At 65.3% G+C, this 25,129-nt stretch carries 23 protein-coding genes; 11 read left to right on the top strand and 12 right to left on the bottom strand.

Annotated elements, in window-relative coordinates; translation table 11 throughout:
• Positions 1 to 55: 55 nt before the first annotated feature.
• Positions 56 to 598, top strand: coding sequence for an ATP-dependent protease subunit HslV (gene hslV / locus TK90_RS00555; RefSeq protein WP_012981531.1), 543 nt, complete (start codon positions 56 to 58; stop codon positions 596 to 598).
• Between the two features lie 41 nt (positions 599 to 639).
• The gene (gene hslU, locus TK90_RS00550) at positions 640 to 1,974 is read left to right on the top strand and encodes an ATP-dependent protease ATPase subunit HslU (protein WP_012981530.1); all 1,335 of its coding nucleotides are present in this window, start codon (positions 640 to 642) and stop codon (positions 1,972 to 1,974) included.
• A gap of 178 nt (positions 1,975 to 2,152) precedes the next feature.
• On the opposite strand, the gene TK90_RS15475 is transcribed toward hslU, so the two are convergent.
• From TK90_RS15475 to TK90_RS15440, 6 genes are all read right to left on the bottom strand, one after another.
• Complete coding sequence (locus TK90_RS15475) at positions 2,153 to 2,449, bottom strand: hypothetical protein (protein WP_012981529.1); 297 nt, start codon at positions 2,447 to 2,449, stop codon at positions 2,153 to 2,155.
• A gap of 36 nt (positions 2,450 to 2,485) precedes the next feature.
• Positions 2,486 to 3,121 (bottom strand): hypothetical protein, encoded by a 636-nt coding sequence (locus TK90_RS00540; RefSeq protein WP_012981528.1) that lies wholly within the window; start codon positions 3,119 to 3,121, stop codon positions 2,486 to 2,488.
• A complete protein-coding gene (locus TK90_RS00535; RefSeq protein WP_012981527.1) occupies positions 3,118 to 4,062 on the bottom strand; it encodes a hypothetical protein in 945 nt (314 codons plus the stop codon). The genes TK90_RS00540 and TK90_RS00535 overlap by 4 nt, the downstream gene beginning before the upstream one ends.
• The gene (locus TK90_RS00530) at positions 4,059 to 4,673 is read right to left on the bottom strand and encodes a hypothetical protein (protein ID WP_012981526.1); all 615 of its coding nucleotides are present in this window, start codon (positions 4,671 to 4,673) and stop codon (positions 4,059 to 4,061) included. The genes TK90_RS00535 and TK90_RS00530 overlap by 4 nt, the downstream gene beginning before the upstream one ends.
• 97 nt (positions 4,674 to 4,770) lie before the next feature.
• A complete protein-coding gene (locus TK90_RS00525; RefSeq protein WP_012981524.1) occupies positions 4,771 to 5,823 on the bottom strand; it encodes a hypothetical protein in 1,053 nt (350 codons plus the stop codon).
• A 103-nt stretch (positions 5,824 to 5,926) separates the two neighbouring features.
• Positions 5,927 to 6,061, bottom strand: coding sequence for a hypothetical protein (locus tag TK90_RS15440; RefSeq protein WP_012981523.1), 135 nt, complete (start codon positions 6,059 to 6,061; stop codon positions 5,927 to 5,929).
• An 88-nt stretch (positions 6,062 to 6,149) separates the two neighbouring features.
• Between TK90_RS15440 and TK90_RS00520 the strand changes: the two genes are divergently transcribed.
• The gene (locus tag TK90_RS00520) at positions 6,150 to 7,238 is read left to right on the top strand and encodes an IS630 family transposase (RefSeq protein ID WP_012981522.1); all 1,089 of its coding nucleotides are present in this window, start codon (positions 6,150 to 6,152) and stop codon (positions 7,236 to 7,238) included.
• Here the strand turns inward: TK90_RS00520 and TK90_RS00515 are convergent.
• Positions 7,235 to 8,134, bottom strand: a complete 900-nt coding sequence (locus TK90_RS00515) for a hypothetical protein (protein WP_012981521.1) — start codon at positions 8,132 to 8,134, stop codon at positions 7,235 to 7,237. The genes TK90_RS00520 and TK90_RS00515 overlap by 4 nt on opposite strands.
• An 845-nt stretch (positions 8,135 to 8,979) precedes the next feature.
• Between TK90_RS00515 and TK90_RS00510 the strand changes: the two genes are divergently transcribed.
• The 6 genes from TK90_RS00510 to TK90_RS00485 all read left to right on the top strand — a co-directional run bounded on the left by TK90_RS00510 (position 8,980) and on the right by TK90_RS00485 (position 15,047).
• Complete coding sequence (locus TK90_RS00510; protein ID WP_012981520.1) at positions 8,980 to 9,345, top strand: gamma-butyrobetaine hydroxylase-like domain-containing protein; 366 nt, start codon at positions 8,980 to 8,982, stop codon at positions 9,343 to 9,345.
• Between the two features lie 13 nt (positions 9,346 to 9,358).
• Positions 9,359 to 10,108 carry a bifunctional demethylmenaquinone methyltransferase/2-methoxy-6-polyprenyl-1,4-benzoquinol methylase UbiE gene (ubiE, locus tag TK90_RS00505; RefSeq protein WP_012981519.1) on the top strand — a complete coding sequence of 250 codons (750 nt, stop codon included), beginning with the start codon at positions 9,359 to 9,361 and terminating at the stop codon, positions 10,106 to 10,108.
• A gap of 284 nt (positions 10,109 to 10,392) precedes the next feature.
• Positions 10,393 to 11,028 carry an SCP2 domain-containing protein gene (locus tag TK90_RS00500; RefSeq protein WP_012981518.1) on the top strand — a complete coding sequence of 212 codons (636 nt, stop codon included), beginning with the start codon at positions 10,393 to 10,395 and terminating at the stop codon, positions 11,026 to 11,028.
• Positions 11,028 to 12,713 carry a ubiquinone biosynthesis regulatory protein kinase UbiB gene (gene ubiB, locus TK90_RS00495; protein ID WP_012981517.1) on the top strand — a complete coding sequence of 562 codons (1,686 nt, stop codon included), beginning with the start codon at positions 11,028 to 11,030 and terminating at the stop codon, positions 12,711 to 12,713. Before TK90_RS00500 ends, ubiB begins: the two co-directional genes overlap by 1 nt.
• 160 nt (positions 12,714 to 12,873) lie before the next feature.
• Positions 12,874 to 14,214: a diguanylate cyclase gene (locus tag TK90_RS00490; RefSeq protein WP_012981516.1), complete on the top strand. Its 1,341-nt coding sequence runs from the start codon at positions 12,874 to 12,876 to the stop codon at positions 14,212 to 14,214.
• The gene (locus TK90_RS00485) at positions 14,211 to 15,047 is read left to right on the top strand and encodes a PhnD/SsuA/transferrin family substrate-binding protein (protein WP_012981515.1); all 837 of its coding nucleotides are present in this window, start codon (positions 14,211 to 14,213) and stop codon (positions 15,045 to 15,047) included. Before TK90_RS00490 ends, TK90_RS00485 begins: the two co-directional genes overlap by 4 nt.
• A 143-nt stretch (positions 15,048 to 15,190) precedes the next feature.
• Here TK90_RS00485 and odhB read toward each other — a convergent pair whose 3' ends face one another.
• Positions 15,191 to 16,504 (bottom strand): 2-oxoglutarate dehydrogenase complex dihydrolipoyllysine-residue succinyltransferase, encoded by a 1,314-nt coding sequence (odhB, locus tag TK90_RS00480; RefSeq protein WP_012981514.1) that lies wholly within the window; start codon positions 16,502 to 16,504, stop codon positions 15,191 to 15,193.
• Positions 16,505 to 16,532: 28 nt separating this feature from the next.
• On the bottom strand, positions 16,533 to 19,334 hold the full coding sequence (locus TK90_RS00475) for a 2-oxoglutarate dehydrogenase E1 component (RefSeq protein ID WP_012981513.1): 2,802 nt from the start codon (positions 19,332 to 19,334) through the stop codon (positions 16,533 to 16,535).
• 177 nt (positions 19,335 to 19,511) lie between these two features.
• Between TK90_RS00475 and uvrD the strand changes: the two genes are divergently transcribed.
• Positions 19,512 to 21,719: a DNA helicase II gene (uvrD, locus tag TK90_RS00470; RefSeq protein ID WP_012981512.1), complete on the top strand. Its 2,208-nt coding sequence runs from the start codon at positions 19,512 to 19,514 to the stop codon at positions 21,717 to 21,719.
• Between the two features lie 326 nt (positions 21,720 to 22,045).
• Here uvrD and TK90_RS00465 read toward each other — a convergent pair whose 3' ends face one another.
• Entirely contained in the window at positions 22,046 to 22,576 is a 531-nt protein-coding gene (locus TK90_RS00465; protein WP_012981511.1) for a DsrE family protein, read from the bottom strand.
• 156 nt (positions 22,577 to 22,732) lie between these two features.
• Here TK90_RS00465 and rpsT point away from each other — a divergent pair, with 156 nt between their 5' ends.
• Positions 22,733 to 23,002: a 30S ribosomal protein S20 gene (gene rpsT, locus TK90_RS00460; RefSeq protein WP_012981510.1), complete on the top strand. Its 270-nt coding sequence runs from the start codon at positions 22,733 to 22,735 to the stop codon at positions 23,000 to 23,002.
• 141 nt (positions 23,003 to 23,143) lie between these two features.
• On the opposite strand, the gene ggt is transcribed toward rpsT, so the two are convergent.
• Together ggt and TK90_RS00450 are read right to left on the bottom strand one after the other, a co-directional pair.
• A complete protein-coding gene (gene ggt, locus TK90_RS00455) occupies positions 23,144 to 24,847 on the bottom strand; it encodes a gamma-glutamyltransferase (RefSeq protein ID WP_012981509.1) in 1,704 nt (567 codons plus the stop codon).
• 2 nt (positions 24,848 to 24,849) lie between these two features.
• Complete coding sequence (locus TK90_RS00450) at positions 24,850 to 25,098, bottom strand: YfhL family 4Fe-4S dicluster ferredoxin (protein WP_012981508.1); 249 nt, start codon at positions 25,096 to 25,098, stop codon at positions 24,850 to 24,852.
• Between the last annotated feature and the right edge of the window lie 31 nt (positions 25,099 to 25,129).

The following is a 25,129-nucleotide window of genomic DNA, read 5'->3' as shown; positions in this document are numbered from 1 at the left end:
TCGCAAGCCACACGGCAGGCGGCCGGCCCCGACCGCAGCACAAAGGAGAGCGCCCGTGGAACAGTTTCGCGGCACCACCATCGTATGCGTCCGCAAGGACGGCGCCGTCACCCTCGGGGGCGACGGCCAGGTATCCCTTGGCAACACCGTAATGAAGGGCAACGCGCGCAAGGTGCGCCGCGTCTATCACGACCGCATACTCGCCGGTTTTGCCGGCGGCACCGCCGATGCCTTTACCCTGTTCGAACGCTTCGAGGGCATGCTGGAAAAGCACTCCGGCAACATCACCCGCGCGGCCGTCGAACTGGCCAAGGACTGGCGCACCGACCGCGCCCTGCGCCGGCTGGAGGCATTGCTGGCCGTCTCCGACCGCGACAACTCCTTCGTGATCTCCGGCAACGGCGACGTGATCGAGCCCGAGAACGCCCTGATCGCAATCGGCTCCGGCGGCCCCTACGCCCAGGCCTCCGCGCAGGCGCTGCTGCAGAATACCGACCTGTCGGCCCGCGACGTCGTGGAGAAATCGCTGAACATCGCCGCCGACATCTGCGTGTACACCAATCACAACATCACCCTGGAGAGCCTGGACGCCGAATAACGCGCCCCGGCCCCGTCTGATTCGACCAAGGCCCCTTTGCCATGACCGACATGACCCCCCGCGAGATTGTCCAGGAACTGGACCGCTACATCATCGGCCAGGACGAGGCCAAGCGCTCCGTCGCCGTCGCCCTGCGCAACCGCTGGCGCCGCCGCCAGCTGCCGCCGGAGCTGCAGCCGGAAGTCACGCCCAAAAACATCCTGATGATCGGCCCGACCGGTGTCGGCAAGACCGAGATCGCCCGCCGCCTGGCGAAGCTGGCGCGTGCTCCCTTCATCAAGATCGAGGCGACCAAGTTCACCGAGGTCGGCTATGTCGGCCGGGACGTCGAGTCAATCATCCGCGACCTGGCCGAGGCCGCGGTCAAGCAGCTGCGCGACGAGGCCATCAAGGAAAACCGCGTCAAAGCCGAAGACGCGGCGGAGGAGCGCATCCTCGATGCCCTGCTCCCGCGCCCGCGCAACGCCGGTTTCACCGAATCCGCGCAGGACGACTCCAACAGCGAAACCCGCCAGAAGCTGCGCAAACGCCTGCGTGAGGGTGACCTGGACGAGCGCGAGATCGACATCGAGGTGCAGCAGAACCCGCACGGCGTCGAGATCATGACCCCGCCGGGCATGGAAGAGATGGCCAGCCAGCTGCAGTCGATGTTCCAGAACCTCGGCGGCCAGAAGACCCGTTCGCGCCGGCTGCAGATCGCCGAGGCACGCAAACTGCTGATCGAGGAAGAGGCCGCGCGCCTGATCAATGACGAAGAACTCAAGGAACGCGCGATCGAACGTGTCGAGCAAAGCGGCATTGTCTTTCTCGACGAGATCGACAAGGTCGCCAAGGGCAGCGACAAGGGCAGCAGCGGCGAGGTCTCGCGCGAGGGCGTGCAGCGCGACCTGCTGCCGCTGATCGAGGGCACCACCGTCTCCACCAAACTGGGCATGGTCCGTACCGACCATATCCTGTTCATCGCCTCCGGCGCCTTCCACCTGTCCAAGCCGTCCGACCTCGTGCCGGAACTGCAGGGACGCCTGCCGATCCGCGTAGAACTGGATGCCCTGTCCGCCGATGCCTTCGTGCGCATCCTGACGGAGCCCACCGCCTCGCTGACCGAGCAGTACGTGGAGCTGATGAAGACCGAAGGCGTGGAACTGCGCTTCGAGGAAGACGGCGTGCGCCGCCTCGCCGAGATCGCCTTTGATGTGAACGCGCGCACCGAGAACATCGGCGCCCGCCGCCTGCACACCGTGCTCGAACGCCTGCTGCAGGACGTCGCCTACCGCGCCCCGGACGTCGACGGCGCCGTCATCGTGGACCGCGCCTTCGTCGACGAACGCCTCGCCGACCTGGTCGAAAACGAAGACCTCTCGCGCTACATCCTCTAAAGCCCGGCCCGGCCGCCCGCCACTCCGAGCGGCCGGACCACCTCGGCCTTCCCAAGGGAAGGGCGCCTTAGCGCTCGTTCAGGCTTTCGCGGGCAGGGTGCACCAGCGCCTGATGCAGGTCATGCACCTCGCCCTAGCCCATCAGATCCGGCAGGACGGCGATAGTACGCACGGGCCGTTACGCATGAACCGGCCAGCGCAACACAAACAGGGTACGGACCAGATACGGCGTAACAAGCGGGAGGTAGAACACCAGCGTCATCTCGAGCCATCCGGGCACGCCTTCGGGCGCATACCAGACACTCAGGGCCCCCAGGAACAACACTGCAAACGGGGCCAGCAGAGTCAGGCCAGCGTAGGACATCCGCGCACCCAGAACAGCGCGTCTACGGGACCCAAGAATGATCAGGCTGAAGAGAGCCGCCCAGACAAAAAGAAAAGACAGCCAAAGCGAGAAGTAAGCCAAGGTGTACATGGACGATTACCTTCCTAGATCCGCTAGCAATCGAGGTCAACCAATTCGGGCGGCCCTGAGAAGCCTCGGAATCTCCGCGATCATCGAGAGATGGACCCCGATGAAGGAACCGCAGAACAAGGCCAGCGGCACCCAGGCAGTCGCAACACCCATCTCTGTCTCGAAAAACAAACCGTAATGCCGGTACGATCGCTCACTCGGGCTCGAAACCGCCTCCAGATCGGAAGAAAAGACGAAAAAGGCAACGGCGTAGTACACGATGGGCACCGCGACGAGGATAACCCCCTGCCTAAAGATCCCCTCTTGGAGAAAATTGACCGCCATGCCGAAGATCGATCCACGGCGATTACAGCAGGCCACCAGCGCAGCAGTTGCGATCACCAATAAGAAAAACACCACAAAGACGTACGGCATCTGTGCGCGAAGGCCGTAGGAGCTATTCGTGAACCCACGTGCAGCGGGAACATGCTCCCATAGCCAGCCCGCCGGAGCGGCCAGCCAGAATGGAGGCGCCGCAGGGTCCATGTAATAAAGGATGTAGACGAGGACCCCTTCGGCGAGAAGCGCAAACGCACCCATTGCCATCAGGGCGTACCGCCAACGACGGGCCTCGGCCTCCGTCGGGCCGGGGTATTTCGCCAGAAGGTCGATGAGCGATTGGCGAATGCTCATGGGCCCTCTTCTGCGTTCTCCAGGGGGTCCGCCTCAAAGTCCAGAATGAGATCGCGCACGGCAGACCGAATCTCCCGCCATTGCGGAAGCAAAGCGCGCGGGTAACCGAAATCAACCCATGCACCCCACTCGGGCAGCGTGAATCGATGCCGGCAGACCGGGCGACTCTCGGGCCTCGGCATTTGACCGTTGTAGCACTCGATCATGTCGCTGACGTAGCCGTCGAGATCGCCTTTCCAGTGGAGCGTTAGATTCCAGGCATGAAAGCGTTCGGTCCCGGGACCCATTGGCTCGGCCCATTCCAGGCCAGTCTCCGGATCGGTACCACGCATTTCGTAGTGGATTCGCACTTCTTCGGTCCCACCCCATCTTTCCGTTGGGTTTCGTGGAGGGAGCCTCCTGGTGTGGGTGCGTTCCTTGATCCTCTCGATCCTTCCACGCACAAGCGGTGCCCAACCAAGATCCCGCCCGATTGCGTCCGGATTGCTGTAGGCGCCGAGGCCAATCTGCAACCATGGATCGCCGTCGGGATCACCCCTGCCCCAGTAGCTTTGATCCGTTTCCGGGCTGCGCGGCTTCAGATCCGGCCATCGAACCGCGAGCGTGAAGGCATGGGCCTCATCCTCGAAGGTGCGCTCATCGGGCTTCGGCGTATCCGGGTCCCGTGGCGCCCAGGTGCTCTGATCCTTGTATTCGATGCCGACCAGCGCGAGATAGTTGGACGGGATCGCAATCGGCACTCCATTGATGTTGGCCTTGCGGATCGGGACCGGGCGCTCCTCGACCAGCGGCGGGGGCTCCCCATAAAGCTGTCGCCAGGCTTCGGGTACGCCATGCTCGATCAGCAACGGCCGGGCGATGCCCGACCACAGAGCGGAACCCGCCAGCCAGATCGCGGCTAGGACGGCCACGATCAGGGCCAGCCGGCCGGCGCCGCTCATGCGCCCCTGCCCCGGTTCTGCCCGCGCGCCGAAAACGAATCGCTCGCCAGGGTTCCCAGCATCCAGAGCCACGCGGAAGCCAGCGTCGTGGATATGTACAGCACGAAAAAAAAGGAAGTCGCCGCGACCGCCGGAATCTCGAACAGGGGATCATAGGTTTCGATCATGCGCCCCGATAGCTCGGGCCCTGCCGCTGGCAGAACGGCATACAGTTGGGCGAAGACGACAAAAGCAAAAAACGCAATAAACCAGGTGAGCGATCCAATGAGCTTCAGAAGCGCCAGACCGGTAGGCCGCTCGGGGCGCACGGATCTGGACATCTTGAACAGCAGGTAAACGAACAGAAACGGCTGAAATCCGATGGCTGCCACCAGGGCCGCCCGGATGCCCGCGGTGTCGCGACGGGATTCGGCAATCGTGTCGATCATTGGAAGCCGGCCGGCAACCCCTTCAGAAAGCCACCAAACGGCCGTAGCGATACCTGTCTCCCCTGCGAGAGCCACCTGCGAAACCAGGACCGTCACAACCAGAGGCACCCAGAACACGAGGCCAAAGGCGCCGAGCTTCCCGGCGTCGAAAAAGGGCTTGGGTGGCTTCGCCTGACGGGTCATGAGTCCCTGCCCCCGTTCTGCGCCCGGATCACGCAGACGGAGTCGAGAGTGAAGCGGGATAGCCACTCATCGGGGATGGGAAGACGCGTGGAAGGACTCATGGCGCGTCGCCCTCGACCGAAAGGGAGTCCAGGAGTTGTCGAACCTCGCGATCAATCCGGTTCCAGTCCGGAAGGTGCTCGAGGGTGAAGCGATAGGTCAATGCGAGATCGTCGCGAAAGGCGGTCATGGCTATGCATTCAGGGGCGGGCGGCTCGCCTGGCGGGGCACACCGGATTACGAGGTCATTTGATGCGTCCTCGGGGACGAAAAACGACGACGAACCCGGACCCTTCGGGTCGGTCTCCTGTGGATCGGTCTCGAACATGACGAGGCCATCATCGGATGTCCGGCCGTCCTGAGGATTCTCCCTTGCAAGCCGCCCCATCGGGCCAATAAACCCGGGAGGCGGTTCGTTCAAGAGCATGATTTCCACCCGGTCTCCGAGGGCGTCGTCACCCCGGGTCCAGCGATCCCGGTCTTCGTGGTGATAAGGCCGCAGATCCGGCAGGAGGGTGCTCAACTGGAGGGTCGCCGGTTCATGTCGCCCCTCTCCGGGGCGCGGCCAGTGGCCCAGCTCTTCATGGACAAAGTAGAAAAACCGCACCGGCACATCGAACTTGTGGCCTGACAAGTCGAAGTGCGCCGTTGCGACCTTCAGGTGAATCCGGCCCGCATAGTCATTGATCATGCGCGAGACCGGGTTCTCCGTGAAGACGACCAGCACCAGCAGGACTACGAGGGCCAGCTCCAGCCTCCAGTAACGAAACGTAAGGCGGAAGCTGTGCACCGTGGGGGCGGCGGGCGCGCCCGTCTCCAACCGCACTGGGTGGCGCCGCCGAAACCACCAGACGACCATCAGCGGAATGCCAATGAACGCGAACAGGGCCACCGGCAGTCCCGCGGACATCTCGCGTGCATACTCTTCCAGAAGGCGCGTAAACCCCAGCATCACGGCCACCGGCAGGGCCAGTACGAGCAGGGCATAGCCGATCCTGACGGCAGCCGATGCACGACGGACGGCAATCAGCACCCCAATGGCCGCAACAATGGCAACCGCCATGGGAATCAGGGCGATGAGCACCGATCCCAACAGGTCAACGACGCTCATGACCTCCGCACTCGTTTCCGCGGGGCCGACTTTCGGCTGAGCCACTGAATAAAGCCGAGCGCGAACGATCCGACATCGAGGGCGCAAAGGCGCCTGAGGGTCTTCATGGGTTGGCCCCTTCGACCGCCAGAGAATCCACCAGTTGCTCGCTCTTGGTCCCGATGCGGCGCCAATCGGGGAGGTGTTCGAGGCCGAAGGTCTTTTCCAGCGCGATGCCGGGACGGAATGCAGTCTTCATCCGGCAGCTAGTGTCGTTTAACAAAAGTTCATCGACTCCGTGACTGTCCCCCTGTATCCTGACAACAGGCACTCGGGAGGCGACCGGAATGGGACGACCGATCAAGACGTTGACGATCAGTGAAGCCGAACGCGACGAGCTCGAGAGCTGGCTGCGGCGGCGCCAGATGCCCGCGGCGGAACAACAGCGCGCGCGCATGATTCTGCTGAGCACGCGAGGCCTGAAGGCTTCGGAGATTGGCGCGCGGGTTGGCGTCTCGGCGGAGACGGTGAGCAAGTGGCGCAAGCGCTTCGAGCAGGCACGCATCGGGGGGCTCACGGATGCCCCGAGAAGCGGACGTCCCCGTACGATCGATGACGACAAGGTGACCGAAGTCATCAACAAGACGCTGCAGTCGAAGCCGGATAACGCGACGCACTGGTCGACCACGCTGATGGCCAAGGAGACCGGGCTCAATGCGATGGCCATCAGCCGGATTTGGCGGGCCTTCGGTCTCAAGCCGCATCGGCTCGAGACCTTCAAGTTGTCCACGGATCCGCACTTCGTGGCCAAGGTGCACGATATCGTGGGCCTGTACATGCACCCACCGGACCGAGCCCTGGTGCTGTGCGTCGACGAAAAGAGCCAGATCCAGGCCCTGAACCGGTCCCAGCCGGCGTTGCCGTTGTCGTTCGGCCATCCCGAGACCCGCACCCATGACTACCTGCGCCATGGCACGACCACCCTGTTCGCGGCACTGGATGTGGCCACCGGCGAGGTCATCGGCAAACTCCATAGAAGGCATCGCGCCAAGGAGTTCCTGGCGTTTCTCAACGAGATCGATCGCCAGGTCCCCGACGATCTCGACGTCCACCTCATCCTGGACAACTACGGCACCCACAAGACCGAAAAGGTTCGGGCCTGGTTCGCTGCACGACCGCGCTACCACGTGCACTTCACGCCGACCTCGGCGTCCTGGATCAACCTGGTCGAACGCTTCTTCGCGCTCATCTCGCAGCGCTGGATCAAGCGTCAATCGCATCGCAGTACTCGCGAACTGGAAGACTCCATCCGCGAATACCTGAAGACGTACAACGATGAGCCTCGACCGTTCATCTGGCGCAAAACAGCCGATCAAATTATCGCGTCGATCGCCCGTCTAACCGATCGCCTCGATAAAAATACGAACTTTTGTTAAAGAACACTAGGGGAAGGGACGTCCTCCGGACTCGTGCAGGTGATAAACCACGCTTCGGATTCATCGCGTGGAAACAGGCGGAGACTGCGGGCGTACAAAAAAGCGTCCACATCCACATCGTGCAGATCAACGCCATACGTTTTTGCCGTTTCCGGGGCGAGGGGCTCTCCTGATTCAGCGGCCCGCGCTCGTAACGTCTTTACATTGGGTTCGGAAAAATCATCCTCCCGGATCGTCATACGAACTCGGTCACCGCGGCCGCCACCCTCCAGATTCCAGAGATGTTCCTCTTCGGGATAGAAGGGTCGCAGATCCGGCAACATGACGTAGACGCTCAGGGCGCCGACATCCACCCGGCGATTCTTGGCCTTCGGCCAGTATCCACGCGGCACATACGCGTCAATCACGAAATATCGCATCGGGATATCGAAGTGCTGGTCCGCCAGCTTGGCCCGGACTACCTCGTTTTCGAGGTTGTGCTGGCCAACACGGTCGTACGCCCATTGCGTGAGCGGGTTGTATGTGGCGCCTATCCCGACCACGACAAACGCCATGAAGCCAAGAAAGAGGATATGGCGATGCCAGGCGCCAACCGCCAGACGAAAGCTCTTCAGTTTCGGGGCATGCCGTGCGGATGCCGGCAGCGGATAGCGATACAGGAAGTACCAGGCCACCAGAATGGGGCCGATGACGTATGACAGAAGCCCGAGCTGGGCGGCGATCAGATCATGGGGCTCATCCCCCAGGAGCATCCAGCCGAAGGTCTCCAGCACGAATGGCACCGCGAGAACGGCAAGGGCGAACAGAACCCTGGCCCGAACGGGCGCCCGTGATCGCTCGGACAGGATGCCAGCCGCCGCGATCAGTGCGATCACATAGGCGATCAACCAGAGCATGGAGCGCCTCTTGCGGTTCGTGATATGTCCAACTGGAACCGCAAGGGGAGATGGCAAAAACCTCCGCGGCGACAATCGAGCGCCCGCCCGAATCCGACCCGCGCGAGCGTGGGAGCACGAAAGGTCATGGTGGCTGCAAGATCGAGGTGTGCCGGTACGGCGAATGCGCCAATCCGTGGCGAGGTCATGGACATTCCCTTTCCATGATTAAGGTTGCAGACTCTGATGCGGCTCCCAAGTCCTGTCAAGACGCCCCTGGCTTGCGAATCGGGGCTTTCCCGACTCGCAGAAGCCGCCAATAGCCCGGATCTCGAGAACAGGTATCAGCCGTTTGGTGCGGCCAGAGTCGGTCTTCAGCCGCCTACCTTTCTTTTGATTGGCTGCTTTCAATATGGCTTCATGCTGATCGCAGTATTAATGCCAGCGTTTAATATGAGACCCGGTGGCTTCCACGGGAAAGGCTGGTGTCTCTATGCAGGGAACAGACGCTTAATCACGCGCGGGCCGATATGTCCGCCAACCCTCTGGTGTCGGGCCTTCATTCCAGCACCGCTGTCACCGGCCCCCATCCGGCTGGACGGAGAGATGCAGTCGCGGCTTTCTCAGGCGGATCGCGCGCTCGGGTGACCCGACAGGAAGGCCTCGTGATTCCGCAAGGAGGAAACGTCGTGATCCATGCAAGCGTTCACGCTTGAGCCGCTTTTCCTTACCAACCCGGCGCGCCGAACGGGGAGATGCCACGCGGGCCGGCAGGGCTGGTATCCTCGCAGTCCATTGATGGCCGCCGTTTGGCGGTCCGCTGATTCGGTTCGGGCGGCGCCCGGACTGTGGATTCTGGAGGCCGCATGAGCAGTACCCACCGACCCACCGATATCCAGCTGCATCAGAAGTCGCGCATCCTGGAGCTGACGTATTCGGACGGCTCGCATTTCGAGTTGCCCTGCGAGTTCCTGCGCGTGTATTCGCCCTCGGCCGAGGTGCGCGGACACGGCAAGGGCCAGGAGGTCCTGCAGGTCGGCAAGGAGGATGTGAACATCACCGAGATCGAGCCGGTCGGCAATTATGCGGTGAAACTCGTGTTCTCCGACGGCCACGATACCGGCATCTATGACTGGGACTACCTGCACGAGCTCGGCACAGACCAGGAGCGTCTGTGGCAGGATTACCTGGATCGGCTGAAAGAAGCCGGACACGAGCGCAAGACGCACTGACAACGGCACCTCGATGAAAGAAGAACCTGGCAAGACCCACTTCGGCTACCAGACCGTACCCGAGTCCGAGAAGGCCTCGCGGGTCGGCGAGGTCTTCCATTCGGTCGCCTCGCGCTATGACGTGATGAACGACCTGATGTCGCTGGGCGTCCATCGCATCTGGAAGCGCTACACACTGGAGCGTACCGGCGTGCGCCCGGGCATGAAGATCCTGGACCTGGCCGGCGGCACCGGGGACCTGGCCGGCGCCTTTGCGCCGCGCGTCGGGCCGAAGGGGCAGATCGTGGTCTGCGACATCAACGCCTCGATGCTGGAGGCCGGGCGCGACCGCATGCTGGACGAGGGCCATGTGGGCAACCTCGACTTTGTGCAGGCGGATGCGGAGCAGTTGCCCTACCCGGACGACTACTTCGACCGCGTGACCATCGCCTTCGGCCTGCGCAACGTGACCCGCAAGGAGCGCGCGCTGGCCGAGATGCGCCGGGTGATCAAGCCGGGCGGGCGCGTGCTGGTGCTGGAGTTCTCGCAGCCGATGGCGCCGCTGCGCCCGATCTACGACATCTATTCGTTCAAGATGCTGCCGCTGATGGGCAAGCTGGTCGCCAACGATGCGGACAGCTACCGCTACCTGGCGGAGTCCATCCGCATGCACCCGGATCAGGAGACCCTGGCCGGGATGATGCGCGATGCCGGGCTGGAACGGGTCGAGTACGACAACCTGACCGGCGGCATCGTCGCCCTGCACCGCGGCACGAAGTTCTAGGGAGACACTGATCAATGTACACACTCGCGTTGGTACCCCAGGTTTTCCAAGACAAGGCGCGTCGTGCGACAGGTAGTGGTTCTACCTGTAAGCGGCACAACGCAGGATCGGGGAACCTGGGGTGCCAACCCCACAATTTAATAAGCGAAGGGGCTCGGCCGCTTTTGCGCGCGCACGGCGTTGCGGCTCCCTTGTGCAGAATGACTGCACGGCAGTCACCGCGCCTTGTTCGCACGCAAAAGCGACTCGAGCGCGAGCGTGTACATTAATCAGTGTCTCCCTTGATGGCCGAACCCTTCGCCCTGCCCAGCCCGTTCACGGCCCTGATCGAGGCCGCGCTGAACGAACACCTGGCGAGCGCGCCGGAAAAGGACCGGGCGCGCCTGGCCGGGCGTGCGATCGCTGTCGTGATCGAACCGCCGGGGATCGCACTGTCACTGATCGGGGCTGCCGACCGCCTGCAGGTGGTGGGCGGTGTCGAGGAACCGGTGGACGTGCAGCTGGCGGGCTCGCCGCTGTCGCTGGCCGCGGCGATGGCGCGTGACGATCGCTCCGGGCTGACCATCACCGGCGATGCCACCGTGCTCTCCGATCTGCAGCATGCGCTGCGCGACTCCGGGGTCGACTGGGAGGGGTTGTTCGAGCGCTTTGCCGGCGCCGGAGCGGCCGGACCCCTGCGGGACCTGCTGGATCAGGCACGCGACAGCCTGCGCCACCTCGGCCGCCGCTCCGCCGAGGACACGGCCGACTACCTGCGCGACGAACTCGAGTGGCTGCCGGCGGGCGGTGCGTTCGAGGCCTTCGCCGACGACGTCGCCGCGCTGCGCGACGATGTCGCCCGGCTGGATGCGCGACTGCGCCAGCTGGGGAGACACTCCCCAGAGGCCAACGCCTCCGCTCCTGACGACCGGCAGGCCTGATGCGCCGCGCGCTGTACCGGGGGCTGCGGCTGTGGACCATTGCGCGGGTCCTGGTGCGCTATCGCCTGGACGTCATCCTGTTCACGCTGAAGCCGCTGCGCCCGCTCAGCTTCCTGCTCTATCTCGCCCCCTGGAACTGGTTCCGCCGCACCGAGGGTACGCGCGGCGAGCGCATCCGCCGCGCGCTGGAAGACCTGGGTCCGATCTTCATCAAGTTCGGGCAGATGCTCTCGACCCGGCGCGACTTGCTGCCGGATGACATTGCGGTGGAGCTGGCCCGCCTGCAGGACCGCGTGCCCCCGTTCCCGTTCGAGCAGGCACGCGCCCTGATCGAATCGGAGCTGGAACGCCCGATCGAGATCGCCTTCGCGCGCTTCGAGGACACCCCGATCGCCTCGGCCTCCATCGCCCAGGTGCACGCGGCCACACTGCAGGACGGGCGCGAGGTGGTGGTCAAGGTCGTGCGCCCCGGCATCCTCAAGACCATCCGCGCGGATCTCGAGGTGATGCACCTGATCGCGGACCTGGCCGATCGCTACTGGTCCGAGGCCAAGCGTCTGCGCCCGCGCGAGGTGGTGGATGAGTACGAAAAGACCGTCACCGACGAGCTGGACCTGATCCGCGAGGGTGCGAACGCCGCCGCGATCCACCGCAACTTCGAGGACAGCCACCTGCTGTACATCCCGGAGATCATCTGGGACTACACCCGTCGCAGCGTGCTGGTAATGGAGCGCATTGGCGGCATCCCGGTCGCGGACATCGCCGCGCTGCGTGAACGTAACGTGGACCTGAAGCTACTGGCCGAACGCGGGGTGGAGATCTTCTTCACTCAGGTATTCCGACACAACTTCTTCCATGCCGACATGCACCCGGGCAACATCTTCGTCGATGCTACGCACCCGGACGACCCGACCTACCTGGCGGTGGACTTCGGCATCGTCGGCTCGCTGCTGGACTCCGACCAGCGCTACCTGGCGGAGAACTTCCACGCCTTCTTCAACCGCGACTACCGGCGCGTAGCCGAACTGCACGTGGAATCCGGCTGGGTGCCGAAGGATACCCGCGTGGACGAGTTCGAGGCGGCCATCCGCACCGTCTGCGAGCCCATCTTCCAGCGCCCGCTGGAGGAGATCTCCTTCGGCCAAGTCCTGCTGCGCCTGTTCCAGACCGCCCGTCGCTTCAACATGGAGGTGCAGCCGCAGCTGGTGCTGTTGCAGAAAACCCTGCTGAACATCGAGGGCCTGGGCCGCCAGCTGTATCCACAGCTGGATCTTTGGACCACCGCCAAGCCGTTCATCGAAGACTGGATGCACGAGCGCATGGGCGTGCGTGCATTCATCCGCAATGCGCAGCAGCACCTGCCTCGGTTGCTCGCCCAACTGCCCGAGATGCCCATGCACCTGGAAAAGGCCCTGACGGTGGAGGAGCAGCGCGCCGACCGCGACGCCGCCCTGCGCCAGCAGATCCGCGATCTGGAAGAGGGGCTGCGCCGCCAGAACCGCCGGCGCCACGAGGCCTGGGGGGGCGCAGGCCTGCTCGCCCTGGCCGGGCTGGCCACCCAGCTCGACGTGTCCACCTGGCTCGGACTGGCCTGGCCGGCCTGGCCACTCGGCCTGCTCGGCGCCGCCATGCTGCTGTTCGGCCTGCGCCCGGGCCCGTACCGACGCCCTGTCGACCGCAACTGACGACCGTCTATCCGCACCGCACAACCGCCGAGCCCGACTTTCGCCCGTGTATTAACGAACCCTGTTTGTTGCCCCCGGCGGGCCTCTTTACTCTCTCGGTAACGTGCAGGCCCGCGCGCCCGGGACGGCCCGCCTGCTACATGGGATACAGGGGAAAAGCATGACCAACGGGCGTCGACAACTGTTCCGGCTGGGGATCCGCCAGAAGGTCGTCCTGATCCTGCTGACAGTGCTGCTGACCGCGTTGTCGATCAGCGGCTATCTGGTGCTGCGCGATGTCGAGCGCAATGTGCTCGACGAGACCGACCGCCGCGGCGCCGAGACCGCCGACTATCTCGCCCGTTCCCTGGCCTACCCCGTGGTCGGCTATGACTACCACACCTTGCAGCTGCTGCTGGAGCAGGTCGTCGAGGCCGGCGGCGTAGTGCATGTGCGCGTCATCAGCGACCGCGGTAACACCATGGCGGAGATGCAGCATCCCCAGCGCGAGGAACTGGAACGCGTCGCGTTCGAGCGCCCCATCATGCTCGACGACCGCGACGTGGGCTACCTGGAAATGGAACTCAGCATCGAGCCCATTCTTGCGCAGCTCCAGCAGCAAAAACGCGCCCTGATCCAGCGCGAGGTCGCGGTCATCGCCCTGATCGCGGCGGCGGAATTCATCGCACTCTCGTGGATCATTATTGGGCCATTGACGCGCGTGTCACGGTCTTTGGAGTCGAACGTCGACGAAAACGGCGTGATCCTGCGCGACATTCCGGTCGGATCCCGCGACGAGATTGGCGAGCTGGCCCGTCGGTTCAACCAGATGCGTGCCCAGCTGAACACGGCCAATGAACAGCTGCGCGGCCGAGTCGAGGCAGCGGATCGCGAACTCAAGGAGGCCTATGACCAGTTACTGCGACAGCAGTCTGAACTGGAGGCCTCCAACATGGAGCTGGAACAGCTGACCCTGACAGACCCGCTGACAGGGTTGGGTAATCGGCGCGCCTTTCAGGAAGCGATCGAGAAGGACGTGGCCCTGTTCCGCCGCCACGGAGATCCCGCGAGCCTGCTGATCCTGGATCTCGACGCCTTCAAGCAGATCAACGACACCCACGGACACGAAGGGGGCGACCGGATCCTGCGGCGTTTCGCCGAGCTGTTGCAGGACCGGGTCCGCACGACCGATCTGGTCTGCCGCCTCGGCGGCGAGGAGTTCGCGGTCTTCCTGCGTCGCGCCGAACCCGAGGATGCGCTCGCCATCGCGGAGGCACTGCGCGAGGCAGTTGCGGCGATGGAGGTGGCGCTTGACGACGGCGCGCGAGCATCCATCACTGTCAGCATTGGCGTCGCCTGGCTATCGCTGGAGGACGATCTCACCACCACCCGCGCACTCTGCCGGGCGGCGGATCAGGCGATGTACGCCAGCAAGCGGCGGGGTCGCAACCGCGTGACTGATTACACCACGCTCGCCGCGGAAGATCCGCTCGGGCAAGACCAATCAGGAGACAAGGGATGAACAGGACAGGATGGCTTGGGGCATTGCTGGCGGGGCTGCTGGCCCTGCCCATGGGGGCGGCCGGCGAGATGGACGAGGAGGAAGGCGAACTGATCTTCGGCTCGGTGGCGATGGATATTCCGGCGCGCATGCTCAGCCGGCTGGAACCGGTGACGGACTATCTGTCGGCGGAACTGGGCATGGAGGTCGGCCTGCGCCTGTCGCCGAACATGCCGGACGCGATTCGCGAAGTCGCAGAGGGGCGTTCGGATATCGCCTATCTGACCCCGGTGGCCTACATCCGCGCCCGTGACCGCGGCCAGGTCGAGCCGCTGGTGCGCACCGTCACCAAGGGCGAGGAAGCCTTTCGCCTGATGCTGGTCGTGCGCGAGGACAGTCCGCTGGAGACCCCGCAGGGCCTGGTCGGGAAGCGTTTCGCATTCGGCGACGAGGCGGCGCTGCTGCAGCGGGCCACCGTGGTCAATGCCGGCGTCACCCTGGACGAACTGGGCGAGTACCACTTCCTCGGGCACTACGACAACATCGTGCGCGGGGTGATCAACGGTGACTTCGATGCCGGCATCCTGAAGGACACCACCGCGTACGAATGGGAGGGCAACGGCATCCGCATCCTGCACGAGTCGCCACTACTGCCCCCGTACGTGATCGCTGCACGTGACGGGCTGGACCCGGCGCTGCGCGAACGCATCCGCGAGGTATTGCTGGCCGCCCGCGCGGACGACCCCGCCTCGGGGCCAGCCCTGCGCGCGCTGGACGAGAGCTATGACGGGTTCGCCCCGGTCAGCGACGCCGACTACGACGTGATACGTGAACTGATCGCGCCGTTCGACTGAGGGCGAACCTGCTCCACCTTCGGCCCTGACGGCTGCAGGAGGCCAGCCCCCTGACCGATAAGGGCCTGGCCGACGCCCCATCGGTCAGGGGGCTGACCTCCTACAGGAGGGCGGTTCGGGGCGGACCGGAACGATGGGGGGGGTCAGACGTCAAGCAGCAGGCGCGCCGGATCCTCGATCGCGTCCTTGATGGCGACGAGGAAGCGGACGGCATCGGCACCGTCGACCAGACGGTGGTCGTAGGAGAGGGCGACATACATCATCGGGCGGATCACGACCTGGCCGTCCACCGCGACGGGGCGCTCCTTGATCGCGTGCATGCCGAGGATGGCGCTTTGCGGCGGGTTCACGATCGGGGTGGAAAACAGCGAGCCGAACACCCCGCCGTTGGTGATCGTGAAGGTGCCGCCGCGCAACTCGTCGATGTCCAGCTTGCCGTCACGAGCGCGCTCGGCGAAGTCGCGGATGCGCCGTTCGATCTCCGAGATGGATGCATTGCCCGTGTCGCGCAGCACCGGAACCACCAGGCCGCGCGGGGAGGAGACGGCGATGCCGATATCGCTGTAGTGGTGATAGACGATCTCCTCACCATCGAGCGCGGCATTGATGATCGGAAAGCGCTCCAGCGCGCGGCTGGCGGCGGCCACGAACAGGCCCATGAAGCCCAGCTTGATCGAGTGGCGCTTCTCGAAGGTCTCCTTGTAGCGCGCGCGCAGGTCCATCGCGGCGGACATGTCGATCTCGTTGAAAGTCGTCAGCATCGCGGTGGACTGCTTGGCCTCCAGCAGCCGCTCGGCGATCCGCGCGCGCAGCCGCGTCATCGGGACACGCTCGATACCGCCTGCCGTCGGCGCGGGCTCTCGCGCCGGGGACCGTTCGGCTTTGGGAGCGGGTGACGAGGCCTGACCCGCACTCGAGCGGGCGGCCTGCGCACGCTCGACATCCTCGCGCAGAATCCGACCATCCTCGCCCGTGCCCTCGACATCTTCGGGCTTCAGCCCGGCCTCCTGCAGCAGGCGGCGCACGGCCGGACTGGGAGTGGGCGGCGCAGAGCCCGAGGCACGATCAGGCGTGGCCTTTGCGGCGGCCTGGGCTCGGTCATCCTTCTCGGACCACGAAGACTCTGCCTTCGTGTCGGTGGACTCGCGGGGGTCCTGAGCGGGCGTCGAGGCCTCTTCTTCGGCGTCGACATCATCCGCGGCGGCCTCGTCGGCCGCGCTCAGATAGCCAATCACCGCATCCGTCTTCACCACATCGCCCTCGCTAACCTCCAGCGCGGTCAAAGTGCCGGCGGACGGAGCAGAGACCTCGAGCACGACCTTGTCGGTCTCGAGCTCGGCGATCAGTTCATCGCGCTTGACCGCGTCGCCCGCCTTCTTGTGCAGGGCGACCACGGTCGCATCGGCGACAGACTCCGGGAGTTCAGGGACCTGGATCGGGGTGGGATCGGATGCCATCTCGCTTCCTTGTGCTGTGCGTCAATATTCAGGGCGTGGGGTGCGGGGTATCGCGCGAGCTGATCGGACCGAACGCGCGTTCGAGCAGATCCTTCAACTGCGCCTTGTGAACCTCCGGGTAGCCGACCGCCGGCGCGGCGGCCGGGGGCCGCGCGACTGCGTGCAGCGTCTGACCACGCACCGTCAGCAGTGGATTGATGCGCGGCGCCAGGAATCCCAGATAGCCCTGGTTCTCCGGCTCGTCCTGCACCCAGACGAACTCCTCCGCGTGCGGGTAGCGTCCCAGCAATTCGGTAAGACGCTCTTCAGGGAACGGGTAGCACTGCTCCAGGCGCAGGATCGCGACATCCCAGTGCTGCCCCTCGGACTGGCTTGAAGCAAGGTCATAGTAGATGCGCCCGCTGGTCAGCAACACACGCTTGACGGCCTGGGGGTCCTCGATGCGTGCGTCGTCGATGACCGTCTGGTACTGACCGTGCGCCAGCGCCGCGAGATCGGAGACCGCATCCTGGTGCCGCAGCAGACTCTTAGGCGTCATCACGACGAGCGGCTTGCGGTAGGGGCGTACCATCTGCCGGCGCAGCAGATGGAAAATCTGCGCGGGTGTGGTCGGTACACAGACCTGCATGTTCTCCTGCGCCGCCAGTTGCAGGAAGCGCTCGGGCCGGGCCGAGGAATGCTCCGGACCCTGCCCCTCGTAACCATGCGGCAGCAGCAGCGTCAGCCCGCACAGACGGCCCCACTTCTGCTCGCCGGAAGAAATGAACTGGTCGATCACCACCTGCGCGCCGTTCACGAAGTCACCGAACTGCGCCTCCCAGACCACCAGGGCCTCCGGCGCGGCCGTTGAATAGCCGTACTCGAATGCGAGCACGCCTTCCTCGGACAGCAGCGAATCGATGACCAGAAAGCGCGGGTGATCCGGATCCAGCCGGCGCAGCGGCACTAGCGCCTTCCCGGTCTCCTGGTCATGCAGCACCGCGTGGCGGTGGAAGAATGTACCGCGCCCGGAGTCCTGACCGGACAGGCGAATACGGTAGCCGTCCTGGATCAGCGTGCCGTAGGCCAGCGTCTCGGCCGCGCCCCAGTCCAGCGGCTGTTCGCCTGCTGCCATCGCGCAGCGGGCGTCGAGGATTTTCTGCACACGCGGGTGGACCTGAAAACCCTCCGGCGGTGTCGATAGCTGGCCGAGCATACGCGACAGGCGCGCGCTCTCCACGCCCGTCTCCACATCCTGATCCCAGGTCTGGTTCACATAGGGCGCCCAGTTGGTTGTGGTGCCATGCCCGTCGTCGTGCAGCGACAGGGCCACTGGCTCGCCGGCATCCAGGCGGGCGCGATAGGCCTCGAACGCCTCGTCCTGGGTCTTCTCCTCGGTCAACCCGGCCTCGATTAGTGTGCGGGCATAAAGCTCGCGGGTGGTCGGCAGGTCGCGGATACGGCGGTACATGTGCGGCTGCGTGGCGGCCGGCTCGTCGGCCTCGTTATGCCCCTGGCGGCGGTAACAGACCAGGTCGATCACTACGTCCTTGCCGAAGCGCATGCGGTAGTCCAACGCGACCTGGGTGACGAATACCACAGCCTCGGGGTCGTCGCCGTTCACGTGCAGGATCGGCGCATTCACCATCTTGGCGACGTCGGTCGCGTAATGTGTCGAACGTGCGTCCTTCAGGGTCGATGTGGTAAATCCGATCTGGTTGTTCACCACCACGTGCACCGTGCCCTTGGTGGAGAAGCCCCGGGTCTGGGACATGTTCAGGGTTTCCATGACCACGCCCTGTCCGGCGAAGGCGGCATCGCCATGGATCACCACGGGCATCACCCGACTGCCCTTGCGGTCGCCGATGCGCACCTGGCGGGCGCGCACCGATCCCTCTACCACGGGCGTCACGATCTCCAGATGCGAGGGGTTGAACGCCAGCGCCAGATGGATCGGGCCGCCAGGCGTCTCGACATTCGAGGAGAAGCCCATGTGGTACTTGACGTCCCCGGTACCCCGGTCGTCGCGCGGGCGGCCCTCGAACTCGCCGGCCAGATCCGCAGGGGCCTTGCCGAACAGGTTGACCAGCACATTCAGGCGCCCACGATGCGCCATGCCCAGGACGACCTCCTGCAGCCCGCGCGCACCACCGCGCTGGACCAGCGCATTCAGCAGCGGGATCAGGCTCTCCGCCCCTTCCAGGGAGAAGCGCTTCTGTCCGACATAGCGCCGATGCAGATAGCGCTCCAGCCCCTCGGCCGCCGTCAGGCGTTCGAGGATGGCCAGCCGCGTCTCGTCGCCGAAGCCGAAGTGCCCATGAACCGACTCCAGCCGCTCCTGCAACCAGCGCTTCTCCTCGGTCGCCGCGATGTGCATGTACTCGGCACCGATACTCGCGCAGTAGGTCTCGCGCAGTACCCGCTCGATCGTGTCCAGCGAGACCGGGCCCTCGATGAACAGGGAACCGGGGTCGAACAGGATCTCCGGGCCGACCCGGTCCAGGCCGTGGTACTCCCGGCTCAACTCCACGGGCGGCTCGGGGGCCGCGCGCTCCAGCGGATCCAGGCGCGCCCCGAAGTGGCCCAGGTAGCGATAGGAGTTGATGAACTGCAGCACCCGGATCTGCAACTGCTCATGGGCCAGATCCGGACGATCGCTGGAACGCCGACGGCGCTCTCGACGCGGCGCGCTCTCCAGCGAGCGGAAGTAGTCGGCCCAGGCTGGCGGAACCGACTCCGGGTCCTCGCGGTAGCGTTCCAGCAGGGTCTCGGCGAAAAGCAGGTTGTCCGGGTGTAGCTCCTGTCCGGAGACCGGCGTATCCAGCCGGTGCAGCGAGGGCATGTCATTCATTCGCGATGTTCCGATTGCGCGTGCGCGGTGTTACTACTTGGGACTCGTCTCGGCGGCGAGGTTCCCCGCGCAGGGCCGATGACGGTTGTGACCGAGAGTAGCGCGTTTGCGCGGCGGAAGGCACACGTCCCGCGTGCACAACGTGCGATTCCGGCCGGGTTTCCCTACCATTCGCGCATGGATGTCTCCCCCCTGCTCGATTCCCTGAACCCGGCCCAGCGCGAGGCCGTGGCCGCCCCTCCACAGCCGCTGCTGGTGCTGGCCGGCGCCGGCTCCGGCAAGACCCGCGTGCTGGTACACCGCATCGCCTGGCTGATCGGTGTCGAGGGCGTGGCCCCGCACAGCCTGCTGGCGGTCACCTTCACCAACAAGGCGGCGGCCGAGATGCGCGGGCGCATCGAGGCGCTGCTGGGCCACCCGGCGACCGGATTGTGGGTCGGTACGTTCCACGGGCTGGCCCACCGCCTGCTGCGCCAGCACTGGCAGGACGCGCGGCTGCCGCAGGGCTTCCAGATTCTCGACTCCGACGACCAGCTGCGCATGGTCAAACGTGTGCTGCGCGGCCTGGAACTGGACGAGGCGCGCTGGCCACCGAAGCAGGCGCAGTGGTACATCAACGCGCGCAAGGACGAGGGCGCCCGCCCGGAGCACCTTCCGGATACCGGTGACCCGGTCGCGCGCCAGTGGGTGCGCATCTACACCACCTACCAGCAGGCCTGCGAGCGTGCCGGCGTGGTGGACTTCGCCGAGCTGATGCTGCGCTCGCTGGAGCTGCTGCGCGACAACAAGGCGCTGCTGGAGCACTACCGCACGCGCTTTCGCCATGTGCTGGTCGACGAGTTCCAGGACACCAACGACATCCAGTACGCCTGGCTGCGCCTGCTGGCCGGCGACAGCCCGGTGTTCGCGGTGGGTGACGACGATCAGTCCATCTACGGCTGGCGCGGCGCCAGGATCGAGAACATCCAGCATTTCCAGCAGGACTACCCGGGCACCCAGGTCGTACGCCTGGAGCAGAACTACCGCTCCAGCGCCAACATCCTGAACGCGGCCAACGCCCTGATCCGGCACAACGCCGGGCGCCTCGGCAAGGAGCTCTGGACCGAGGACAAGGAGGGAGCACCGGTCCGCCTGTACACCGCGCTGAACGAGCAGGAAGAGGCACGCTTCATCGCCGAGACCATCGCCCGCCACGTGGACGAGGGCGGGCTGTACCGCGAGTGCGCGGTGCTCTATCGCTCCAACGCCCAGTCGCGCGTACTGGAAGAGACCTTCATCGCCCGCCGCATGCCCTATCGCGTCTACGGCGGCCTGCGCTTCTTCGAGCGCCAGGAGATCCGTGACGCCCTGGCCTACCTGCGCCTGGCCGGCAACGGCGATGACGACGCCGCCTTCCTGCGCGTGGTCAACCAGCCGCCGCGCGGGATCGGCGAAAAGACCCTGGAGGGCCTGCGCCAGGCCGCCCAGGCGGCGGATACCAGCCTGCTGCAGGCCGCCACCCACGCGGTGGATGCCGACGCGCTGCCCGGGCGGGCGCGCAACGCGGTCGCCGGCTTCGTGCAGCTGGTCCGCACCCTGCAGCAGGAGCTGCCGCGCCAGCCGCTGGCGGACCAGGTGGAACAGGCGATCGAGCGCGCGCAACTGCGCGAGCACTACAAGAAGGAAAAGGGCGAGCGCGGCGAGGCGCGGCTGGAGAACCTGGACGAGCTGGTGGGGGCCGCGCGCGCCTTCGACATGGAGTCCACCGCCGAGAGCGAGGAAGGCGAAGGGAACCGTCTGACGGAATTCCTCGCCCATGCGGCGCTGGAGGCCGGCGAGGGTGCGGCCGATCCGCATGAAGACGCAGTGCAGATGATGACCCTGCACTCGGCCAAGGGCCTGGAGTTCCCGCTGGTATTCCTCACCGGCATGGAGGAGGGCCTGTTCCCCAACGCGCGTTCGCTGGAGGAACCGGGACGGCTGGAGGAGGAACGCCGCCTGGCCTACGTCGGCATGACCCGCGCCGAGAAGGAGCTGTACCTGATCCACGCCGAGACCCGGCGGCTGTACGGACGCGAGTCCTACAACGTCGCCTCACGCTTCATCAACGAGATCCCGGAGGACGCGCTGGAGGTGCTGCGCCCGCAGGCCTCGCCGTTTGGTGCGGGACGCTTTGCGGCGGCGCGCCAGAAGACCGCGGGATTCGGGTCCATGGATGTGCAGGCCGCCGAGGCCTCCGCGGCGGGCCTGGCCATCGGCGCGCGCGTGCATCACGCAAAGTTCGGCGAGGGCCTGATTACCCAGTTCGAGGGTTCCGGCAACTCGGCCCGGGTCCAGGTGAACTTCGCCCACGCCGGTTCCAAGTGGCTGGTGCTCGGCTTCGCCAAACTGGAAGTTCTGAGTTAGGCGAACCCCCCCTTTGTTGCACCACGGAGGGCACAGAGAAGGCGTGGGATCGATCCGAAGGGCAGTCATTGCGAGCGTAGCGCGGCAATCTTTTGGGTAACACTGGAGGGAATCCCAACCCGATCGCCGCGTCGCTTCGCTCCTCGCGATGACGGACTCATCAACAACAAGATGCGATTCGCTGCATTCATCACATCCTGCCCCTCTTCGCTCGGTTTCTCCGTGCCCTCCGTGGTGCAATCGCACTCGACCTCCTTCGTGCGCTTCGCGGTGGCACAAAAAAGCCCCGCCGAGGCGGGGCTTCAGATGGAGCACGCGAAGGACCGTTACTCGATCTTGATGTAGGCAAAGCCCTTCTCGTTTTGCAGCTCGGCGATGCGCACCACGCCCGAAGGCACGAACTCGACGTGATCATAGACCTCGTCCTGGTCCAGGCCGATCTGCGAACGGGTGATCTCGCACAGCTCCAGCTTGACGCCATGGGTGCTGGCAAGGCTCATCAGGCGACCACGCAGGGTATCGCGCTCTTCCTTGAGTTCCTCGTCGGCCTCGAACGGGGTATCGGCGAGATCGTCATCGGTCAGGAAACGGATGCCGTGGGCCACGAACACGATGCGCACGTCCACGTCCATGAACTCGTCCTGGTAGTACGTCATCATGTTGTTGATGCTGGTCAACATCGCGGAGAAGCGGCGGGGATCAGCGAAATCGGCGTGATACACCACTTTGGCCTCGGGCTCCATGGCCTCGGCGCGGGGCGTGAACGCCAGCGCGGCGAACAGCAGGCCCGTCAGCATCAGGGCCATCGCAAAACCGGGCAGGCGTGCCATTCGAACGGCGCGGGAGAGCGGAAACATCGTGGTTCTCCTTGTGGTGTGGTCTTGTCTTATACAGTAGACGTTGCGGCCCGGCTACACCATCCATAACGGACGCACCACGGTTGACGCCGCCCCGGGCTCCGGGTATGCTCTGCCGCCTTTCAGAACCTAGCGCATCAACGCGAGGGAAGTACTTTGGCGAATATTGCTTCTGCCCGTAAGCGGGCCCGTCAGGCGGTCAAGAATCGCGCTCACAACATGGCGCTGCGCTCCCGTTTCCGCACGGCCATGAAGGCTGTGCTGAAGCCACTGCAACAGGGCGATGCCCAGGCAGCCAGCGAGGCCTACAAGAAGGCCGTGCCGGTCATCGACGCGACCGTGAGCAAGGGGCTGATCCACCGGAACAAGGCGGCGCGCCACAAGAGCCGCCTGAACGCCCGCATCCGCGACCTGGCCCAGGGCTAAATGCCCCGGCCGTTCGGGGCCCGGCCCCGAACGGGATTGCCTGCCAAGCCGCGCCCGGACATGATCCGGGCGCGGTTTTTTGCGTAGCTCGCTGCAGGAAAACATTGCAACCGCGGCAACCGGGTGCGAATGGCGACTCGGTTACTCGGAGAGCACGCGGGCGCCGCCCTCGCCACGCGGGTCGGAGGCTGCCTCCAGCCGCCCTTCCCCGCGCTCCCACAGGATCACCTGCATGTCCCCGAAGGGGCGCACCTGCGGCACCAGGCGGTGGCCTCGCGACACCAACTGCCCACGCGTCTCCATGTCGAACGCGCTCGTCTCGTGTTCCACACGGTCCGGCAGGTACTGGTGGTGGTATCGCGGCTGCTCGACGATCGTCTCCGCATCCAGTCCTTCCACCACGCCCAGAATGCCGTGCAGCACCATGGTGATGATGCGGCTGCCCCCCGGGGTGCCCAGGATCGCCACGCGATCATCGGTCTCGACAAAGGTCGGGCTCATGCTCGACAGGGGCCGCCGATACGGGGCAATCGCGTTGGCCTCGAACCCAATCAGCCCGTAGGCATTGGGCTCGCCCGGCTTGGCCGAGAAGTCGTCCATCTCGTTGTTCAGCAGGACCCCGGTTCCGGGCACCACATAGCCGGAACCGAATGGGTAGTTCAGCGTCAGCGTGGCGGCCACGCGGTTGCCATCGGCGTCGATCACGGAGAAGTGCGTCGTCTCCGGGCTCTCGGCGGCCTGCGCCGGGTCCGGAACATCCGCCTGTGGGTCCACCGATAGCGGCAGATAGCGGCTGGGCGTAGCCTCGTCCGGATGAATGGTGGCCCGCAACCCGGCCGCGTAGTCACGCGACAGCAGCCGCTCAAGCGGCATATCGACGTGGTCCGGATCGCCGAGATATTCGGCCCGGTCGCGGTAAGCGCGGCGCATCGCCTCGATGGTCAGGTGCGCGCGCAGATCCGGGGCCAGTTCGTCAAGGTCGTAGAACGACAGGATGTTCAGAATCTGCCCCAGGGCGACGCCGCCCGAGGACGGCGGCGAGGCGGTGGTAATCCGCGCGCCACGATATTCGATGTGGATCGGGTCACGCTCGACGACCTCATAGTTCTCCAGATCCTCCAGCGCCCAGATGCCGCCGGCCTCACGCACCCCTTCGACCAGCCGCTCGGCCAGTTCTCCGGTATAGAAACCGTCGCGCCCCTCATCCGCCAAGCGGCGCAGGGTATCGGCCAGATCCGGTTGCACGAGGCGCATGCCCGCGTCGGGCACATCGCCATTATCGAGGAAGATCTGAGCGGCATCCGCGCCATCCCGCAGCGCCTGGTGGCGGAAACTGGCCATCTGGTTGTAGCGGCTGCCCACCTCGACCCCGTCCTCGGCCAGACGGATGGCCGGCTCCAGAGTATCGCCGAGTGGCAGGTTGCCGTAGTGGCGGGACAGGTGATCGATCCCGGCCGGCATGCCGGGGATCCCGGCGGCGAGCACCCCGTCGAGTGACAACCCTTCGACCACCTCGCCATCGTCGTCCAGGTACATGTCGCGATGCGCCTCGCCCGGGGCTGTCTCGCGGGCGTCCAGCATCACGCTGCGGTCGTTCTCCGCGTCATAGAGCAGGAAAAACCCGCCGCCCCCCAGGCCGGAGCCATAGGGTTCGGCCACGCCGAGCGCGGCGGTCACGGCAACGGCAGCATCGAACGCATTGCCGCCCGCGGCGAGGATACGCTCGCCCGCCGCGGTGGCCTCCGGATGAGCGGAGGCCACCGCCCCCTGGCCGGGCCCCTCGGCCTGAACGGGCGCTGCCAGCAGCGCGGCGGCCAGGGCGACGGGGAGCAGGCGCGCCAGCATCGTTACGCGCCCATCAGCTTCTCGTACTTCGCCTGCAACTGCTCGCGCGTCTCCTTGCGGTCAGGGTCCAGCGGGATGCAATCGACCGGGCAGACATCCTGGCACTGCGGTTCGTCGTAATGCCCGACGCACTCGGTGCAGCGCTCCGGATCGATCTCGTAGATCTCGTCGCCGGGGTAGATGGCCTCGTTCGGGCACTCGGGCTCGCAGACATCGCAGTTGATGCATTCGTCGGTGATCATCAGAGCCATGGGGTTGTCCTCGTATCCAGTCGCGGGGCCC

The organism is Thioalkalivibrio sp. K90mix, assembly GCF_000025545.1.
In the GTDB taxonomy this organism is placed as follows: domain Bacteria; phylum Pseudomonadota; class Gammaproteobacteria; order Ectothiorhodospirales; family Ectothiorhodospiraceae; genus Thioalkalivibrio.
This window is presented reverse-complemented; position numbering and strand designations above follow the sequence as displayed.

What these genes read in the sequence shown, in the direction of transcription:
- hslU (WP_012981530.1), top strand. Translation starts at nt 640, where the DNA reads ATGACCGACATGACCCCCCGCGAGATTGTCCAGGAACTGGACCGCTAC.
- TK90_RS15475 (WP_012981529.1), bottom strand. Translation starts at nt 2,449, where the DNA reads ATGTACACCTTGGCTTACTTCTCGCTTTGGCTGTCTTTTCTTTTTGTC.
- TK90_RS00540 (WP_012981528.1), bottom strand. Translation starts at nt 3,121, where the DNA reads ATGAGCATTCGCCAATCGCTCATCGACCTTCTGGCGAAATACCCCGGC.
- TK90_RS00535 (WP_012981527.1), bottom strand. Translation starts at nt 4,062, where the DNA reads ATGAGCGGCGCCGGCCGGCTGGCCCTGATCGTGGCCGTCCTAGCCGCG.
- TK90_RS00530 (WP_012981526.1), bottom strand. Translation starts at nt 4,673, where the DNA reads ATGACCCGTCAGGCGAAGCCACCCAAGCCCTTTTTCGACGCCGGGAAG.
- TK90_RS00525 (WP_012981524.1), bottom strand. Translation starts at nt 5,823, where the DNA reads ATGAGCGTCGTTGACCTGTTGGGATCGGTGCTCATCGCCCTGATTCCC.
- TK90_RS15440 (WP_012981523.1), bottom strand. Translation starts at nt 6,061, where the DNA reads ATGAAGACTGCATTCCGTCCCGGCATCGCGCTGGAAAAGACCTTCGGC.
- TK90_RS00520 (WP_012981522.1), top strand. Translation starts at nt 6,150, where the DNA reads ATGGGACGACCGATCAAGACGTTGACGATCAGTGAAGCCGAACGCGAC.
- TK90_RS00515 (WP_012981521.1), bottom strand. Translation starts at nt 8,134, where the DNA reads ATGCTCTGGTTGATCGCCTATGTGATCGCACTGATCGCGGCGGCTGGC.
- TK90_RS00510 (WP_012981520.1), top strand. Translation starts at nt 8,980, where the DNA reads ATGAGCAGTACCCACCGACCCACCGATATCCAGCTGCATCAGAAGTCG.
- ubiE (WP_012981519.1), top strand. Translation starts at nt 9,359, where the DNA reads ATGAAAGAAGAACCTGGCAAGACCCACTTCGGCTACCAGACCGTACCC.
- TK90_RS00500 (WP_012981518.1), top strand. Translation starts at nt 10,393, where the DNA reads ATGGCCGAACCCTTCGCCCTGCCCAGCCCGTTCACGGCCCTGATCGAG.
- ubiB (WP_012981517.1), top strand. Translation starts at nt 11,028, where the DNA reads ATGCGCCGCGCGCTGTACCGGGGGCTGCGGCTGTGGACCATTGCGCGG.
- TK90_RS00490 (WP_012981516.1), top strand. Translation starts at nt 12,874, where the DNA reads ATGACCAACGGGCGTCGACAACTGTTCCGGCTGGGGATCCGCCAGAAG.
- TK90_RS00485 (WP_012981515.1), top strand. Translation starts at nt 14,211, where the DNA reads ATGAACAGGACAGGATGGCTTGGGGCATTGCTGGCGGGGCTGCTGGCC.
- odhB (WP_012981514.1), bottom strand. Translation starts at nt 16,504, where the DNA reads ATGGCATCCGATCCCACCCCGATCCAGGTCCCTGAACTCCCGGAGTCT.
- TK90_RS00475 (WP_012981513.1), bottom strand. Translation starts at nt 19,334, where the DNA reads ATGAATGACATGCCCTCGCTGCACCGGCTGGATACGCCGGTCTCCGGA.
- uvrD (WP_012981512.1), top strand. Translation starts at nt 19,512, where the DNA reads ATGGATGTCTCCCCCCTGCTCGATTCCCTGAACCCGGCCCAGCGCGAG.
- TK90_RS00465 (WP_012981511.1), bottom strand. Translation starts at nt 22,576, where the DNA reads ATGTTTCCGCTCTCCCGCGCCGTTCGAATGGCACGCCTGCCCGGTTTT.
- ggt (WP_012981509.1), bottom strand. Translation starts at nt 24,847, where the DNA reads ATGCTGGCGCGCCTGCTCCCCGTCGCCCTGGCCGCCGCGCTGCTGGCA.
- TK90_RS00450 (WP_012981508.1), bottom strand. Translation starts at nt 25,098, where the DNA reads ATGGCTCTGATGATCACCGACGAATGCATCAACTGCGATGTCTGCGAG.